This window comes from Alistipes sp. (assembly GCF_020026455.1).
Lineage (GTDB): Bacteria > Bacteroidota > Bacteroidia > Bacteroidales > Rikenellaceae > Alistipes.
The window spans coordinates 18,872-34,475 of sequence record NZ_JAHHQJ010000016.1; the positions used below are offsets into that span (position 1 = coordinate 18,872).

Below are 15,604 nucleotides of genomic sequence, written 5' to 3' on the forward strand. Positions count from 1 at the left end.
AATGCTGCCGAAATCCGTTCTCTGATTGTTGGCCATGCTCCGGGGATTAGTCGAACGACTGCATGCCGGTCCGGGCGATGCGCATCAGGCGTTGGTACTCGGCAGGGGTCAGCTCCATGAAGAAATAGTGGATCGGGTCGACGCGCATGCCGTCGAGCCGCACTTCGTAGTGGAGGTGGGGCGCCAGCGAAAGACCCGTGTCGCCCGAGAGGGCGATGATGTCGCCCCGCCGCACGCTCTGGCCCTTGCGGACGTTGATCTTGGAGAGGTGGCTGTACGAGGTTTCGTAGCCGTTGCCGTGGTCGATCACCACGGTCTGCCCCTGCGTAGCGTTGCGCTGCGTCGCATCGCGCACCACACCGTCGGCCGTGGCGAAGACACGCGAACCCTCGGGGACGGAGTAATCCACGCCCTGATGCGATTGCAGCGTCTTGTAGAAGGGGTGGATGCGCATGCCGTAGGAGGTTGTCAGCAGCGTCAGCTGCTTGTTGATCACGGGCTGGATCGAGGGGATGTTGTCGCACCTGCGGCCCGCCGTGTCGATGCGTGCCTGCAGGTCGAGGTACGAGGCGTTGAGTCTTTCGAGCTGCTGTTCCATCTTGTTCACCCGCTCGCGCAGTTCGCGTTTAAGCTGGCGCGTCGAGCGTCCCACAATCTTTTCGTAGGTCGAACTCTGCCGCTGTTCGTGCTCCGAGTCGAAATCGTAAGGCTCCGACTCGAAGAGGATGCGGAAGACGTTGCGGTCGCGTTCCGAGAGGTTCCCCAGGACGGTTGCCAGCGAGTCGTAGCGGGCCGACAGCACGGCATATTCGCGCTGCAGACGGTCGGTCGAATGCTTCATCTGGTATTCGAACGGCGTGTCGAAGAAGATCGAGAAGCCCACGTAGTAGAGCACCGCCATCCCCAGCCACACGAAGAGGTGGACCGTGGCGCGGATGATCCGTTGCTTGCGCCGTTTGCGCCTGCGCAGACGCTCTAAATCCTTTTTGCCAGCCATGTCAAAGCTTTTCGAAGTTGGTCTCGCGCATGTTCTCCATCAGGCGTTCGTACTCCTCGGAAGTCATGTTGCGGTTGAAATAGTTGATCGGGTTGACGGGCACGCCCTTGTGGATCACCTCGTAGTGGAGGTGGGGGCCCGTCGAACGCCCCGTGTTGCCCGTTTTGGCGATGATCTGGCCGCGCGTGACGCGCTCGCCGGGTTTCACAAGCACTTCGTTCAGATGGGCGTAGCGCGTCTTGTATCCGAATTCGTGGTTGAGCAGCACCTGCTTGCCATAGCCGCCGTTGAAGCCCTTGTCGGCGGCGATCTCGACCACGGCGTCGCCCGTGGCATAGACCGGAGTGCCGCGGTCGCAGCCGAAGTCGACGCCCGTGTGGGGGCGGATGTAGCCCAGCACGGGGTGCATGCGGCGTGTGCTGAAGGCGCCGATGTGGTTGTTGTGCAGCGCCGAGCGGTCGATGGGCCAGATGGCCGGGACGGCCGCCGAAAGCCGCTCCTTGTTCCTCGAGAACTGCTGCAACTCGTCGAACGACACCGATTCGAGGTAGATCGTCCGGGCCAGGGCGTCCAGCTGCCGCCATGTGCCGATCATCAGCGGGGCGTAGTCGTCGGCGGCAAGCGGAGCGTATTTGGCTTCGGGGTAGGGCTGCCACACGCCCGGGATCGAGAGCGTGTCGGTCGAGAAGAGCGAGCGGTAGACGTAGTTGTCGCGGTGGCGTATTTCGTCGACGTGCTGCTGGGCGCTGCGGATGCGGTCCTGGAGGATGCGGTATTTGATCACCAGCTCGCGGTTGTCGCGCAGGATGCGGTACATCTTGGGGGTGTAGAAGAAGTAGGAGAAGAGGACGTTGGCGATCGACACGAAGATGAATCCGATCAGGATTTTGCGGATCAGGCGGTAGGTCCGGAGCCGGAACGGAGCCGTCATCACGCCGTGTGTGAGCAGCTGCGCCTCGTGCGTCAGCTCCTCTGCACCGGTCCGAAGTGTTTCGCTCCCGAATCTGTGTCCTTTTTCGCCCATCGCGGAAAAATCTCCTTTAATAGGATGCAAATTTAGTTTAAAATGTGTAATTTTGCAACCCGAAATCAAGAACGTAAAAACAGGATAAATCAATATATCATGGAGTCAAATAAAATTCGTCAGGCCTTTCTCGACTTCTTCGAGTCGAAAGGACATGCTATCGTGCCTTCGGCCCCGATGGTCGTCAAGGGCGACCCCACGCTGATGTTCACCAATGCAGGTATGAACCAGTTCAAGGATATCTTCCTGGGCAATGTGCCCCGCAAGTATCCGCGTGCGGCCGATACGCAGAAGTGCCTGCGCGTTTCGGGCAAGCACAACGACCTGGAGGAGGTCGGCCACGATACCTACCACCATACGATGTTCGAGATGCTGGGCAACTGGTCCTATGGCGATTACTTCAAGAAGGAGGCGATCGAGTGGGCCTGGGAGCTGCTCCACGATGTCTACGGGCTGCCCGCCGAGCGGATGTACGCCACGGTGTTCGAAGGTTCGGAGGAGGACGGTGTGCCGTTCGATCAGGAGGCTTACGACTACTGGCTCCGCTTCCTGCCTGCGGACCACATCATCCGCGGCAACAAGCACGATAACTTCTGGGAGATGGGCGAGACGGGACCTTGCGGACCCTGCTCGGAGATCCACTTCGACTTGCGCGACGAGGCGGAGATCGCCGCAAAACCGGGTCGCGAGATGGTCAATGCCGGCCATCCGCAGGTGATCGAGATCTGGAACCTCGTTTTCATGCAGTTCAACCGCAAGGCAAACGGTTCGCTGGAGGAACTTCCCGCGCGCAACGTCGACACGGGTATGGGCTTCGAGCGCCTCTGCATGATTCTTCAGGGCAAGAAGTCGAACTACGATACCGACGTTTTCCAGCCCACGATCGGCCGCATCGCCGAGCTGTCGGGCAAGAAATACGGCGAGGAGCCGAAGGCCGACGTGGCCATGCGTGTGATCGCCGACCACCTGCGCGCCATCGCCTTCTCGATCGCCGACGGACAGCTGCCCTCGAACGTCAAGGCGGGCTATGTCATCCGCCGCATCCTGCGCCGCGCCGTGCGCTACGGCTACACCTACCTCGGCTTCACCGATCCGACGCTCTGCCGTCTGGTCCCCGGGCTGGTCGGGCAGATGGGCGGCCAGTTCCCCGAACTGAAGGCCCAGCAGGGACTGATCGAAAAAGTGATCGAGGAGGAGGAGTCCTCGTTCCTGCGAACGCTGGCCACGGGTATCAACCTGCTGGACGGCGTGATCTCCAGAACCAAAGGCGAAGGCAAGGAGCTTATTTCGGGCAAGGATGCCTTCGAACTCTACGATACGTTCGGCTTCCCGATTGACCTCACGGAGCTGATCGCCCGCGAACAGGGCGTCGGCGTGGACCTCGCCGCATTCGAAAAGGAACTGCAGGCCCAGAAGGAGCGGTCGCGCAATGCCGCCGCCGTCGATACCGACGACTGGGTGGAGCTGTTCCCCCTCCGCGAGAGCCTCTTCACGGGTTACGACACGCTGACCGAGAAGGTCCGCATCGCACGCTACCGCCGCGTTACGTCGAAGGGCAAGACGTCGTACCAGCTGGTCTTCGACCGCACGCCCTTCTACGGCAATTCGGGCGGTCAGGTCGGTGACATCGGTTCGATCGAGAGCGCCAACGAGCGCATCCCGGTTGTGGCCACCGAGAAGGAGAACGGCCTGATCATCCATATCGTGAACCAGCTGCCGGAGAACCCCGAGGCCGAATTTACGGCCCTGGTGGACCCCGAAAAGCGGCAGGCTGCGGCCAACAACCACACCGCCACGCACCTCATGCACGAGGCGCTGCGCAAGGTGCTCGGCACGCACGTCGAGCAGAAGGGTTCGCTGGTGACGCCCGAAATCCTGCGTTTCGACTTCTCGCATTTTCAGAAGGTGACGTCCGAGGAGCTGCGCAAGGTGGAGCAGCTCGTCAACCGGGCCATCCGCGCCAACTACCCCCTCGAGGAGAACCGCGAGGCGACGAAGGAGGAGGCCGAGAAGTGCGGAGCGATGATGCTCTTCGGCGAGAAGTACGGCGACAAGGTCCGCATGGTCCGCTTCGGTACGTCGGTCGAGCTGTGCGGCGGTACGCACACCCGAGCCACGGGCACTATCGGTTTCTTCAAGATCCTCTCGGAGAGCGCCATTTCGGCCGGCGTGCGCCGTATCGAGGCTGTCACGGGCGAGCAGGCCGAGAAGGTGCTTTATGCCGCCGAGGACACGATGCGCAATATCGCCGAATACCTCAATAACCCGCAGGTCGTGCAGGCCGTGAAGAAGATGCTCGAAAGCAACGAGAGCCTCTCGAAGGAGGTCGAGGCGATGCGTCGCGAGCAGGTCGCCCAATGGGCCGACAAGATCGCCGCATCGACCCCCGAGCGTAACGGCATGCAGCTTTTCGCCACGCAGACCGACCGTCGTCCCGACTTCGTGAAGGACCTGGCCTACAACCTGCGCCAGCGCTCGCCGAAGCTGGTCTTCGTCGTGGGCTCCCTCTGGGAGGGAAAACCGACGCTGACGGTGATGCTGGGCGATGAGATCGCGGCTTGTGGCGTGAATGCCGGAGCCGTTGTGCGCGAGGCTGCGAAGCTGATGCAGGGCGGCGGAGGCGGACAGGCCTTCTTCGCGACGGCCGGAGGTAAAAATCCCGACGGACTGCAGGCGGCCATCGACAAGGCCGTGGAGCTGATCGCAGCCCAGGTAAACTGATTGCTGCGGCCCTCGCCGGGGCCGGAGTTTTGATCCGGGGCCGGATTGTGGTGCTGAGACTGGAATTTGGACCCGCGGCAGGGGTTGAGACCCGGGGCCGAAAATTGGAGCCGGGGCCGAAAATTGGAGCCGGGGCCGGAAGTTGGAGCCGGAGCGGTTTGCAAACGCGGGCGAAGGCCGTGACGGCAGCGTCCGCAGACAACGAAACGAGTATGAATTAGAATAGGATAAGCTATGAACAACAAGGTATTACTTATGATCCTCGACGGCTGGGGAAATGGCCGTCACGACAAGGCGGATGTCATTTCGACCGTGCATCCCGAATATATTTCGGCCATGACCGAAAAATACCCCCACGCCGAACTGCGCACCGATGGTGAGAACGTCGGTCTGCCCGAAGGACAGATGGGTAACTCGGAGGTGGGCCACCTCAATATCGGCGCCGGCCGCGTCGTTTATCAGGATCTCGTGAAGATCAACCGCGCCTGCCGCGACAATTCGATCCTGCAGAATCCGGAGGTGAAAGCCGCATTCGAATATGCCCGCGAGAAGGGCGTGAACGTGCATTTCATGGGCCTCGTGTCGGACGGCGGCGTGCACTCGTCGCTGGAGCATCTCTTCAAACTCTGCGACATCGCCGCCGAATACAAGATCGAAAATACGTTCGTGCACTGCTTCATGGACGGCCGCGACACCGACCCGCGCAGCGGCAAGGGCTTCGTTGCCGACCTCGAGAAGCACATGGCCGCATCGACGGGCAAGGTGGCTACGGTCATCGGCCGTTACTATGCCATGGACCGCGACAAGCGCTGGGAGCGTGTGAAAATCGCTTATGACGCGCTGGTGAACGGTATCGGAGAGAAGGCGTCGGACATGGTCGACGCAGTCCAGAAATCCTACGACGAGGGCGTGACGGACGAGTTCATCAAGCCCGTCGTGCGCGTCGACGAGAACGGACAGCCTGTCGGCATGATCCGTCCGAACGACCTGGTGATCTTCTTCAACTACCGCAACGACCGCGCCAAGGAGCTCACCATCGTGCTGACGCAGGAGGATATGCCCGCCGAGGGAATGCACACCATGCCGCTCTACTACTGCTGCATGACTCCCTACGACGCCAAGTTCACGGGCCTGCACATCCTTTTCGACAAGGAGAACGTGCCCGACACCATCGGCGAGTGGGTTTCGAAGCAGGGGCTCCGCCAGCTGCGCATCGCCGAGACCGAGAAATACGCCCATGTGACGTTCTTCCTGAACGGAGGCCGCGAGGAGAAGTTCGAGGGCGAGGAGCGCATCCTCGTCGCATCGCCCAAGGTGGCGACCTATGACCTCCAGCCCGAAATGTCGGCTCCGGAAGTGGCTGAAAAACTGGTTGCCGCACTGGGCGAGAAGAAATTCGACTTCATCTGCCTGAACTTCGCCAACGGCGACATGGTGGGCCATACGGGCGTCTATGAGGCGATCGTGAAGGCCGTGAAGGCTGTCGACAAGTGTGTCTCCGAGGTTGTGGAGGCCGCCCGGGCCAACGGTTACGAGGTGGTGATGATCGCCGACCACGGCAATGCCGACAACGCTGTCAATGCCGACGGTACGCCCAATACGGCGCACTCGCTCAATCCGGTTCCCATCGTGGTGGTGTCGGACCGCGTGAAGTCGGTCCGCAGCGGCATTCTGGCCGACGTGGCTCCCACGGTGCTGAAGCTGATGGGGCTGGAGCAGCCTGCCGAAATGACCGGAGAGGCACTCGTCACGTTGAAATAACCGAACTCCCTGCATTGCAAAAACCCCGGCTCAAAGGCCGGGGTTTTTCGATTTAGTAAAGTTCTATGAATTCGTAGGAGTTGCCGACTGCGGCGAGGTATTTCAGAAACTCCTCCTGCGGGATGACCACCGTTGCGCGGTTGTCGTTGGGGTGGAACGAGTAGGCGGGGTAGTGGCGCAGGTTGATGTCGAGGAACAGGTGGACGTGGTTGTCCCGATCGTTGATCAGCCCGAAGGGCGACACCGAACCGGGCTGGAGTCCCAGCCAGCGCTCCATGCGTTCGGGCGAGGCGAACGTCAGCTTTCCCTGGTGAAGGCGGGTTTCGAGGTCGCGGATGGCCAGCGAGCGTTCCGAATCGAAACACACAAGGTAGTGGCGGTTGCCCTTGTGGTTGCGGAAGAAGAGGTTCTTGCAGTGTTTCGAACCGTCGTTGCGCCACCATTGGCGGGCTATTTCGATGGTCGGGGCCTCGGGGTGTTCGTACCATTCGTAGCGGATGCCGCGGGCGTCGAGAAAGTCGAAAACGGGTTGTTTGCGGTCCATGATTCAGGCGTTGAAATGTCCGCGCAGGCGCAACGACGCTCTGCGCAGTGCGATTCGCAGGAAGAGGAGTGTCGCACTCTCCGTTCCCTTCAGAATGCGGTCGAGCAGAGGACGCTTCAACAGCGGATGCCAGCGGGGTGTGTACGTCTCCGCACCGAACAGCTCCGGGCGGGCGGCGATCGCTCCGAGAACGCTCCGACGCTCGCCGAAGCGGATGTTGTTTGCAGCCCGGAGCAGCGTGTCGCGAACCAGGCTTTGGCGCAGGGCGAAGAGGTAGGCTCTGTCCGTGATGGCGAAGCGTTCGGCCAGCTGCGGTATGAAGCGGTCGAGCCGCTCGGCGGCATCGATGAGTTCGCCGGCCGGCATGGGGCGTGTGCTGAGCGTATTCAGCCCGCGGCGCATGTAGTGCATGTAGAGGCCGCTGCGCCAGATTACGGACCGCATCCGGCTGATGCAGGTGAAGAAGAAGAGGTGGTCTTCGCGGGAGTAGAGATGCTCGATGAAGCGAATTCCGAGACGGCGGAGCGTTTCCGTGTGGTAGAGCTTGCAGACACTGCATCCGTCCTGCAGAAATTGCTGTGCCATGGCTGGTGCAGTGTCGTCACCGATGGTGAAGGTCCTGTCGGCGTAGCTGAACATTGCCCGGTTCGGCTCCGACGGCTCGGCCTCCGAAAAGTCGAGCAATATGCCCTGCATGACTATTGTTTCGGGCCCCGGAGCCGAATCGCGGAAAAATTCGGCCAAAAACTCCTTTTCGGCCCAGTCGTCGGCGTCCATGAAGGTGATGAAGCGTCCGCGGGCGTTGTCGATGCCCGCATTGCGGGCTGCCGAGACCGATGCTTCGGGAAGCACCAGGGTCCGGATCCGTTCGGGATATTCCGCGGCATAGCGGATACAGCGCTCCTGCGAATCGTCCGACGAGTTGTTTTCGACCAGGAGGAGCTCGAAATCGCTGTAGCTCTGGGCCAGCAGGCTCTCGACGCATGCTCCGAGGTAGGGCGCGGCATTGTGGACCGGGATTACGACCGTGAGGTTGGGCTGGGACATCGGTTATCGGTTTTGAGGGGTGTAGAAATCCTGAATGTTTCGTACGATGCACGCCACGAGTTGTTCGATCGCCTCGACGGGCGACCAGGCGTTGTGGGGCGAGAGCAGCAGGCGGTCCGGTTCGCGGATCGAGAGCAGGGGATTGCCCGTGTCGAGGGGCTCGTGTGCGAAAACGTCGAGCCCCGCTCCGGCCAGTTTTCCGGCGTCGAGAGCCGCAGCCAGCGCCGCCTCGTCGACGATGCTGCCGCGCGCCACGTTGATCAGGATGGCCGAAGGTTTCATCAGCGCCAGTTCGCGTGCGCCGATCAGGTTGCGCGTGCGGTCGTTCAGCGGGGCGTGGATCGAGACCACGTCGGCCCATCGGAGCAGTTCGTCGAGCGGCTTTTCGGGATAGGCTTCCTCGCGCACGACGCCCGAAGTGGAGCTGTAGGCGATGCGGCATCCCAGAGCCTCGGCCACGCGGGCGACGTTGCGGCCGATGTTGCCCAGCCCGACAATGCCCCAGTTCGAACCGTAGAGCTGGTGGGTCGTGCGCCCGAAGTGGTATTGCAGGGGCGATCCCGCATAGGAGGTCTTGGTGTAGCGGTCGTAGTAGACATTCTGTCGCAGCAGGCCGATGGCCGCGCCGATGGTGGTCTCCGTCACGGCATGGGTCGAGTAGCCCACGGCATTCTTCACCGTGACGCCCTGCTCGGCCGCAGCGTCGAGATCAATGTGGTTCATGCCCGTCGCCGCCACGCAGATCAGCCGCAGGCGGGGCAACTGGCGCAGGATTTCGCGGCGGAAAGCCACCTTGTTGGTGATCACCACGTCGGCTTCGCGGCAGCGGTCGACGATCTCCTCGCGGGTCGTGGTCCGGTAACCCGTGTAGTTGCCCAGCGCGCGTATGGATCCGAGGTCGGCCTCTCCGAGGCTGTACTCGTCCAGAAATACGATGTTCGGTTGCATATTCTTCGTGTTTTTTGTAAGTTGCGTTCGGCAGCGCGGACTCGGGTCTCCACATGCGGAGCGGTCCCGCCGCCCTTGAAAGGGGGTGTTTAGCCCTCCAGTTCTCCGATCAGGCCGCGGATGACCACCGATGCGCATCCGATTCCGAACAGCGCGGGGATGTAGGAGATCGTCCCGACGTTCGACTTCTTGTTCTGCTCCTCACAGAGGATCATGGCCCCTTCGCGCATCGGTTCGGGCGAGAATACGGCCCGAAATCCCCGGCGGATGCCGATTTTGTGCAGCCGCTTGCGCAGCATGTGGGCCAGCGGGCAGTGGTGGGTCTTGGCGATGTCGGCGATCGCGAGCTGGGTGGGGTCGGTCTTGGCTCCGGCGCCCATCGAGCTGACGAGCGGCAGTCCGCGTTCCAGCGAGGCGGCGATCAGCGCCAGTTTGGGCGAGAGGGTGTCGATGGCGTCGACCACGTAGTCGTAGCGCGCGGCGTCCAATAGGATATAGGTCTCCTCGTCCTTGATGTATTTGTTGACCACCGTGAGCTCGATTTCGGGGTTGATGTCGCGCAGGCGTTCGGCCAGCACCTCGGCCTTCGGACGGCCGACGGTCGAGTGGAGGGCCACCAGCTGGCGGTTGATATTGCTTGTGTTCACCGTGTCGGCATCGGCAATGGTCATGCGCCCCACACCCGCCCGGGCGATCATCTCCGCGGCATAGGCCCCCACGCCGCCCAGCCCGACCACGAGCACGTGGGCCTGGCGCAGCCGCTCCAATTTCTCGCCTCCGAGCAGCAACTCGGTTCTTTCCAGCCAGTTATGTGTCTGTGTTTCCATTTGTTCCTGTTGTTTGTCGTTCTTCGTTCGCTCTGCTCCTTCACGTCCGGCGTGTTTGCTGCATTCCTCTCGTCTGCCTCGTTGGTCTCGTTCGGCGTACTTCATTCCGATCCGTCATTTTCGGCTCCCTCGGGCGGGCGAGGGCCTGCGGCGCTCCCGGAGAACGGACGGTTTCATCCGTCGGTGAATATTCGGTTGTAGTTATCTAAAATTCCGCGTTGCAGCTCCTCCTCCGGAACGCCTCTTGCCACCGCCGCCCGGGCGTAGATTTCCGCAATGGACACGGGACTGTCGTCGGTCTCCAGAAAGAGCTGTGCGAGCGGTGTCTCGCGCAGCGCCGCAAGGGTCTTGGGCGATGCGAAGGTGCGCTCGCCGAACGAGAGGCAGTAGCCTTTGGCCAGGGCCTGACGCGCCTGCTCGGGCGAGCCGATGAATCCGTGGAAAATCACGGCCCGGGGTTCCGAGGCCGCCAGTTCGCGCATCAGCGGCTCGAAGGCCCTGACGCAGTGGAGCACCACCGGAAGCCCCCGCTCGCGGGCCAGCCGCAGCTGGATCCGCAGTGCGGACAGCTGAGCCGCACGGTCGGCGCCGCGCACGAAATCGAGTCCTGTTTCGCCCACGGCCTGCGCCCCGTCCAAGCGCTGGCCGAGTGTTGCGGCGTCGTGTGTTGCGGCATTCCACGGGTGCACGCCCGCCGTGCGGAGTTCGATCCCCGAACCGGTCGGGCGATGGGTGTGTATGTTGACGTAAGGGAGCATCCGAATTGCAAATGTAGGAATTTTAGCGGAAGCATTGCGAATTTGGAGCCAAATTTTTGCCCTTCGCACCGGGCGTCCGACGGTGCGGTGCGGGATGTTTTCCGGAGACGGTCTCCGTCCTGGATTTACTCGGGGTGCTTTCACATCGGAAGCGTTTGTGGCGTTTTTCTTTTACCCCGAAAGAGGATGCCCCGAATTTTAATTAAATTTAAGAAATAATGGGCTGGTCATGGGGAATTTCGGGAAAAATTTCGTACTTTCGCACGCGAATTAATTGTTAGCTTACTAACAGCCGAACTTAAATTCCAAACATAACAATCAAAATCATTAACCATGTCGAAAATCATTACACTACGCAAGGGTTTAGACATCAATCTGGTGGGCAAAGCCCTGGAGTCGCTCGCGGATGCACCGCAGGCTTCGGAGTATGCCCTATCGCCCCTCGATTTCGAGGGCGTGACACCCAAACTGCTGGTTAAGGAGGGCGATCGGGTGAAGGCCGGTACGCCGTTGTTCTTCAACAAGTACAACGAAAGCGTGCTCTTCACGTCGCCCGTCAGTGGTACGGTGGCCGCCGTCAACCGCGGAGAGAAGCGCAAGGTCCTCTCCGTGACGGTGACTCCCGACGCCACCCAGGAGTACGAGGAGTTTCCGAAGACCGATTTGGGGTCGGCTTCGCGCGAGCAGATCGTCTCCCTGCTGCTGCGGTCGGGTCTCTGGCCGATGATCGTGCAGCGCCCTTACGGCATCATCGCCGATCCCAGCGACACGCCGAAAGCGGTCTTCATCTCCGCCTTCGACTCCGCACCTCTGGCCCCGGATTACAATTTCGTGCTGAAGGCCGAGCAGAAGAACCTCCAGACGGGTATCGACGTGATGCGCAAGCTCACTCCGGGCAAGGTGCATCTCTCAGTGCGCGCCAAGGCCGAAGGGTTGATGCCCTCGCTCCAGGGTGCCGAATTGCACGCCTTTGCGGGCAAGCACCCGGTCGGCAATGTCGGCGTGCAGATCCACCACGTGGACCCGGTGAACAAGGGCGAAGTGGTGTGGACGGTCAACATCCAGGATCTGGCCATCATCGGCCGCCTGTTCAACGAAGGCCGTGTCGACATGACGAAGATCATCGCCGTGGCCGGTTCGGAGATCGAGCATCCGCAGTACGTCCGCATGGTGGGCGGCGCGAAGGTCGACTCGCTGGTCAAGGGCAACGTGAAACCGCAGAAGGAGGGCGACAGCGTCCGCTTCATCTCGGGCAACGTGCTCACCGGCACCCGGACTGCACACGACGGATTCATGGGCTTCTACGCCAATCAGCTGACCGCCATTCCCGAGGGCGACAAGTACGAACTGCTGGGCTGGGCGATGCCCCGTCTGGGCAAGTTCTCCGTGTCGCGCGCCTATTTTTCGTGGCTCTGCCCGAAGAAGGCCTACAACCTCGACACCAACATGAACGGCGGCGAGCGTCCGTTCGTCGTGACGGGGCTCTACGAGCAGTATCTGCCGATGGACATTTATCCGATGTATCTGCTGAAGGCCTGTCTGGCGGGCGACATCGATCGGATGGAGAACCTCGGCATCTACGAGGTCACCGAAGAGGACTTCGCGCTGTGCGAGTTCGTCGATCCCTCGAAGATCGAGATTCAGCAGATCATCCGCGACGGTATTAACTTAATGATCAGGGAGGCTTAGAGATGGGACTTCGTAAATTCATGGACAATATCAAGCCCACCTTCTCCAAGGGTGGCAAGCTGGGCTTTCTGGAGTCGACGTTCGACGCGTTCGAGACGTTCCTCTTCGTACCCAACACCACGACCTCGAAAGGCGCGCACATCCGCGACTGCAACGACATGAAACGTACGATGATCATGGTCGTCGTGGCGCTGATGCCGGCTTTTCTGTTCGGATGTTACAATACGGGCATCCAGGTCGGACTCGAGGGCTTCTCGGCCTTCTTCTACGGACTGGTCCGCATCCTGCCGATGGTCTGCGTCTCCTACATTGTGGGTCTGGGCATAGAGTTCGGATTCGCACAGGCTCGCGGCCACGAGGTCAACGAGGGTTTCCTCGTCACGGGTCTGCTGATCCCGATGATCTTCCCGGTGTCGACGCCGCTCTGGATGGTCGCCCTGTCGACGGCTTTCGCCGTGATTTTCGGCAAGGAGGTCTTCGGCGGTACGGGCATGAACGTCTTCAACCCCGCGCTGCTGGCGCGTGCCTTCGCCTTCTTCTCCTACACTCCTTCGATGTCGGGTGAAACGGTGTGGTACTCCGACTGGACGATGATGGGCGCGAAGATCGACGGCATCACCGGCGCTACGGCCCTCGAGCAGCTCGGATCGACCGGGGCGATGAACTTCTCGCCGCTGGACGCCTTCCTGGGCTTCATCCCCGGATCCTTCGCCGAGACTTCGACGCTGGCCATTCTTCTGGGCGGCGCCATCCTCCTGTTCACGGGCATCGCCTCGTGGCGCACGATGGTGTCGGTGTTCGTCGGCGGACTGGCAATGGGCTACCTCTTCCAGGCGCTCGGCGTGACGGTCTATCCCGCCTGGTATCACCTGATCATCGGCGGCTTCGCCTTCGGCGCGGTCTTCATGGCCACCGATCCCGTGACTTCGGCACAGACCAACACGGGTAAATACATCGTCGGTCTGATGACCGGAGCGCTGGCCGTGCTGATCCGCGTGGTCAACCCGGCCTATCCCGAGGGCATGATGCTTTCGATCCTCTTCATGAATGCGCTGGCGCCGCTGGTCGACTACTATGTGGTCGAGGCCAACATCTCGCGCCGCAGGAAACGTGTCAAACTCGCAAAATAGGGGAGACTGTTATGGCAACGAAAAAATTCAAATGCAACGTCTGCGGCTACATCCACGAAGGAAACGCCGCGCCCGCTAACTGCCCCGTCTGCGGAGTTCCCGCCTCGGAATTCACCGAGCTGAAGTCGGAGAAAAAGGGCCTGTTCAGCGACAAGAACGGCAATGCCTATATTATTATGTATGCTACGGTGATGGTCGTCATCGTGGCCACGCTGCTCGCACTGGCCGCACTGGGACTCCAGAAGCGTCAGTACGAGAACGAACTCAACGAGAAGAAACTCGCCATCCTGGCGTCGCTCTCGGCCGGTGACAAGTCCTACGACGCGTTCATCGATGCCTATGTCGTCGACAGGGAGGGCCACCGCATCGAAGGCGAGAATGTCTTCGCGCTGCTCAACGATCTGCCGGGAACCTTCGAGGCGGGCAAATTCCCGATCTTCGAGGCCCGGGACGGCCGCGTGGTCATTCCCGTGACCGGCATGGGTCTCTGGGGTCCCGTCTGGGGCTATGTGGCTCTCGAAAATGACATGAACACCTTGGCCGGCATCATCATGGCCCACAAGGGCGAGACCCCGGGTCTGGGTGCCGAGATCGCGACGCCCAAGTATCAGGCCAAATTCGTCGGCAAGACGATCTTCGACGGCAGCGAGTTCGTTTCGGTGACGCTCCGCAAGGGCGGCGCCAAAGATCCCGCACACGAGGTGGATGCCATTTCGGGCGGTACGAAAACCTCGGACGGCGTGACGGCGATGCTCTTCGACAGCCTGAAGAACTACCTGCCCCTGCTGGAGGCCAAGCGCAACGCAGCAGCTGCCGCTGCCGCTCCGGCCGAAGGGGAAGTGTCTAACGAAGAAAATGTAGAAAACAATGAGTAAGATGGAAAAAGAGCCTTTGTTTTCGGCAAAGAACCTCAAATACCTGACCGGTCCGTTCTCGGCGAACAACCCGGTCATCGTGCAGATCCTCGGTATCTGCTCGGCGCTGGCCGTCACCGTACAGCTCAAGCCCGCCATCGTCATGGCCCTGTCCGTGACGGTCGTTACGGCCTTCTCGAACCTGGTGATGTCGCTGCTGCGCAACGGCGTTCCCTCGCGCATCCGCATCATCGTCCAGCTGGTGGTCATCGCCGCGCTGGTGATCCTCGTCGACCAGGTGCTCAAGGCCTTCGTCTATGAAGTCTCGAAGCAGCTGTCGGTCTACGTCGGACTGATCATCACCAACTGTATCGTCATGGGCCGCATCGAGGCCTTCGCTCTGGCCAACAAGCCTTGGGCTTCGTTCCTCGACGGTATCGGCAACGGTCTGGGCTACGGCCTGATTCTGGTGATCGTGGCCTTCTTCCGCGAGCTCTTCGGTTCGGGCAGCCTTCTGGGCCTGCGCATCATCCCCGAGAGTTGGTACATGACCGAAGAAGGCGGCTTCTATTCGAACTGCGGCCTGATGCTCTTCCCGCCGATGGCGCTGATCATCGTGGGTTGCATCATCTGGGTGCACCGTTCGCGCAACAAGGACTTACAGGAAAAATAGGAGGATAACGTATGGAATCATTGAATATCTTTATCCGGTCGATCTTCATCGACAACATGGTCTTCGCCTTCTTCTTCGGCATGTGCTCCTACATCGCCGTGTCGAAGAGCGTGAAGACGGCTCTGGGCCTCGGCGCCGCCGTTACGTTCGTGATGGTGATGACCGTTCCGCTGAACTACCTTTTGTACGAATACGTGCTGAAGGCCAATGCGCTCATCGAGGGCGTGGACCTGAACTTCCTGTCGTTCATCGTCTTCATCGCCACCATCGCGGCCTTCGTACAGCTGGTGGAGATGATCGTCGAGAAATTCTCGCCGACGCTTTACAGCCAGCTGGGTATCTTCCTGCCGCTGATCGCCGTGAACTGCGCCATCATGGGCGGCTCGCTGTTCATGCAGCAGAAGGTCGACAGCGGCGAGTTGACGTCGCTCTGGCAGACGGTCGTCTACGGCCTCGGCTCGGGACTGGGCTGGTGGCTGGCGATCGTGATGATGGCCGCCATCCGCGAGAAGACGACCTATTCGCACATTCCCGCGGCGCTGAAAGGCCCCGGCATCGCCTTCATCATCACCGGTCTGATGGGTATCGCCTTCATGATTTTCTCGGGCATTCAGTTCTAACCTTTAAAAAA

The 15,604-nt window shown here is 60.9% G+C and carries 14 protein-coding genes; 7 read left to right on the top strand and 7 right to left on the bottom strand.

Annotated elements, in window-relative coordinates; translation table 11 throughout:
- Nucleotides 1-46 precede the first annotated feature (46 nt).
- Both QZ460_RS08935 and QZ460_RS08940 read right to left on the bottom strand, forming a co-directional pair.
- A complete protein-coding gene (locus QZ460_RS08935) occupies nt 47-997 on the bottom strand; it encodes a M23 family metallopeptidase (RefSeq protein WP_290541231.1) in 951 nt (316 codons plus the stop codon).
- Between the two features lies 1 nt (nt 998).
- Nucleotides 999-2,021 (bottom strand): M23 family metallopeptidase, encoded by a 1,023-nt coding sequence (locus QZ460_RS08940; RefSeq protein ID WP_290541232.1) that lies wholly within the window; start codon nt 2,019-2,021, stop codon nt 999-1,001.
- Nucleotides 2,022-2,120: 99 nt separating this feature from the next.
- On the opposite strand from QZ460_RS08940, the gene alaS reads away from it, so the two are divergent.
- Both alaS and gpmI read left to right on the top strand, forming a co-directional pair.
- A complete protein-coding gene (gene alaS / locus QZ460_RS08945; RefSeq protein ID WP_290541233.1) occupies nt 2,121-4,742 on the top strand; it encodes an alanine--tRNA ligase in 2,622 nt (873 codons plus the stop codon).
- Nucleotides 4,743-4,976: 234 nt separating this feature from the next.
- A complete protein-coding gene (gene gpmI / locus QZ460_RS08950; protein ID WP_290541234.1) occupies nt 4,977-6,503 on the top strand; it encodes a 2,3-bisphosphoglycerate-independent phosphoglycerate mutase in 1,527 nt (508 codons plus the stop codon).
- A gap of 52 nt (nt 6,504-6,555) precedes the next feature.
- Here the strand turns inward: gpmI and QZ460_RS08955 are convergent, their stop codons facing one another.
- The 5 genes from QZ460_RS08955 to QZ460_RS08975 form a co-directional block, all read right to left on the bottom strand.
- Nucleotides 6,556-7,047, bottom strand: a complete 492-nt coding sequence (locus QZ460_RS08955; RefSeq protein WP_290541235.1) for a prolyl-tRNA synthetase associated domain-containing protein — start codon at nt 7,045-7,047, stop codon at nt 6,556-6,558.
- Between the two features lie 3 nt (nt 7,048-7,050).
- Nucleotides 7,051-8,094, bottom strand: a complete 1,044-nt coding sequence (locus QZ460_RS08960) for a glycosyltransferase family 2 protein (RefSeq protein ID WP_290541236.1) — start codon at nt 8,092-8,094, stop codon at nt 7,051-7,053.
- 3 nt (nt 8,095-8,097) lie between these two features.
- Nucleotides 8,098-9,042, bottom strand: a complete 945-nt coding sequence (locus QZ460_RS08965) for an NAD(P)-dependent oxidoreductase (protein ID WP_290541237.1) — start codon at nt 9,040-9,042, stop codon at nt 8,098-8,100.
- An 89-nt stretch (nt 9,043-9,131) separates the two neighbouring features.
- A complete protein-coding gene (locus QZ460_RS08970; RefSeq protein WP_290541238.1) occupies nt 9,132-9,869 on the bottom strand; it encodes a tRNA threonylcarbamoyladenosine dehydratase in 738 nt (245 codons plus the stop codon).
- A 173-nt stretch (nt 9,870-10,042) separates the two neighbouring features.
- Nucleotides 10,043-10,627: a TatD family hydrolase gene (locus tag QZ460_RS08975; protein WP_290541239.1), complete on the bottom strand. Its 585-nt coding sequence runs from the start codon at nt 10,625-10,627 to the stop codon at nt 10,043-10,045.
- A gap of 333 nt (nt 10,628-10,960) precedes the next feature.
- Between QZ460_RS08975 and QZ460_RS08980 the strand changes: the two genes are divergently transcribed.
- The 5 genes from QZ460_RS08980 to nqrE are packed head-to-tail and all read left to right on the top strand — an operon-like array spanning nt 10,961 to nt 15,593.
- Nucleotides 10,961-12,316 carry a Na(+)-translocating NADH-quinone reductase subunit A gene (locus tag QZ460_RS08980; protein WP_290541240.1) on the top strand — a complete coding sequence of 452 codons (1,356 nt, stop codon included), beginning with the start codon at nt 10,961-10,963 and terminating at the stop codon, nt 12,314-12,316.
- A gap of 20 nt (nt 12,317-12,336) precedes the next feature.
- Nucleotides 12,337-13,446 carry an NADH:ubiquinone reductase (Na(+)-transporting) subunit B gene (gene nqrB, locus QZ460_RS08985; protein WP_290541241.1) on the top strand — a complete coding sequence of 370 codons (1,110 nt, stop codon included), beginning with the start codon at nt 12,337-12,339 and terminating at the stop codon, nt 13,444-13,446.
- An 11-nt stretch (nt 13,447-13,457) separates the two neighbouring features.
- Entirely contained in the window at nt 13,458-14,321 is an 864-nt protein-coding gene (locus QZ460_RS08990; protein ID WP_290541242.1) for a Na(+)-translocating NADH:ubiquinone reductase subunit C, read from the top strand.
- 1 nt (nt 14,322) lies between these two features.
- Entirely contained in the window at nt 14,323-14,973 is a 651-nt protein-coding gene (locus tag QZ460_RS08995) for an NADH:ubiquinone reductase (Na(+)-transporting) subunit D (RefSeq protein WP_290541275.1), read from the top strand.
- A gap of 11 nt (nt 14,974-14,984) precedes the next feature.
- Nucleotides 14,985-15,593 carry an NADH:ubiquinone reductase (Na(+)-transporting) subunit E gene (gene nqrE, locus QZ460_RS09000; protein WP_290541243.1) on the top strand — a complete coding sequence of 203 codons (609 nt, stop codon included), beginning with the start codon at nt 14,985-14,987 and terminating at the stop codon, nt 15,591-15,593.
- The last annotated feature ends 11 nt before the right edge of the window (nt 15,594-15,604 follow it).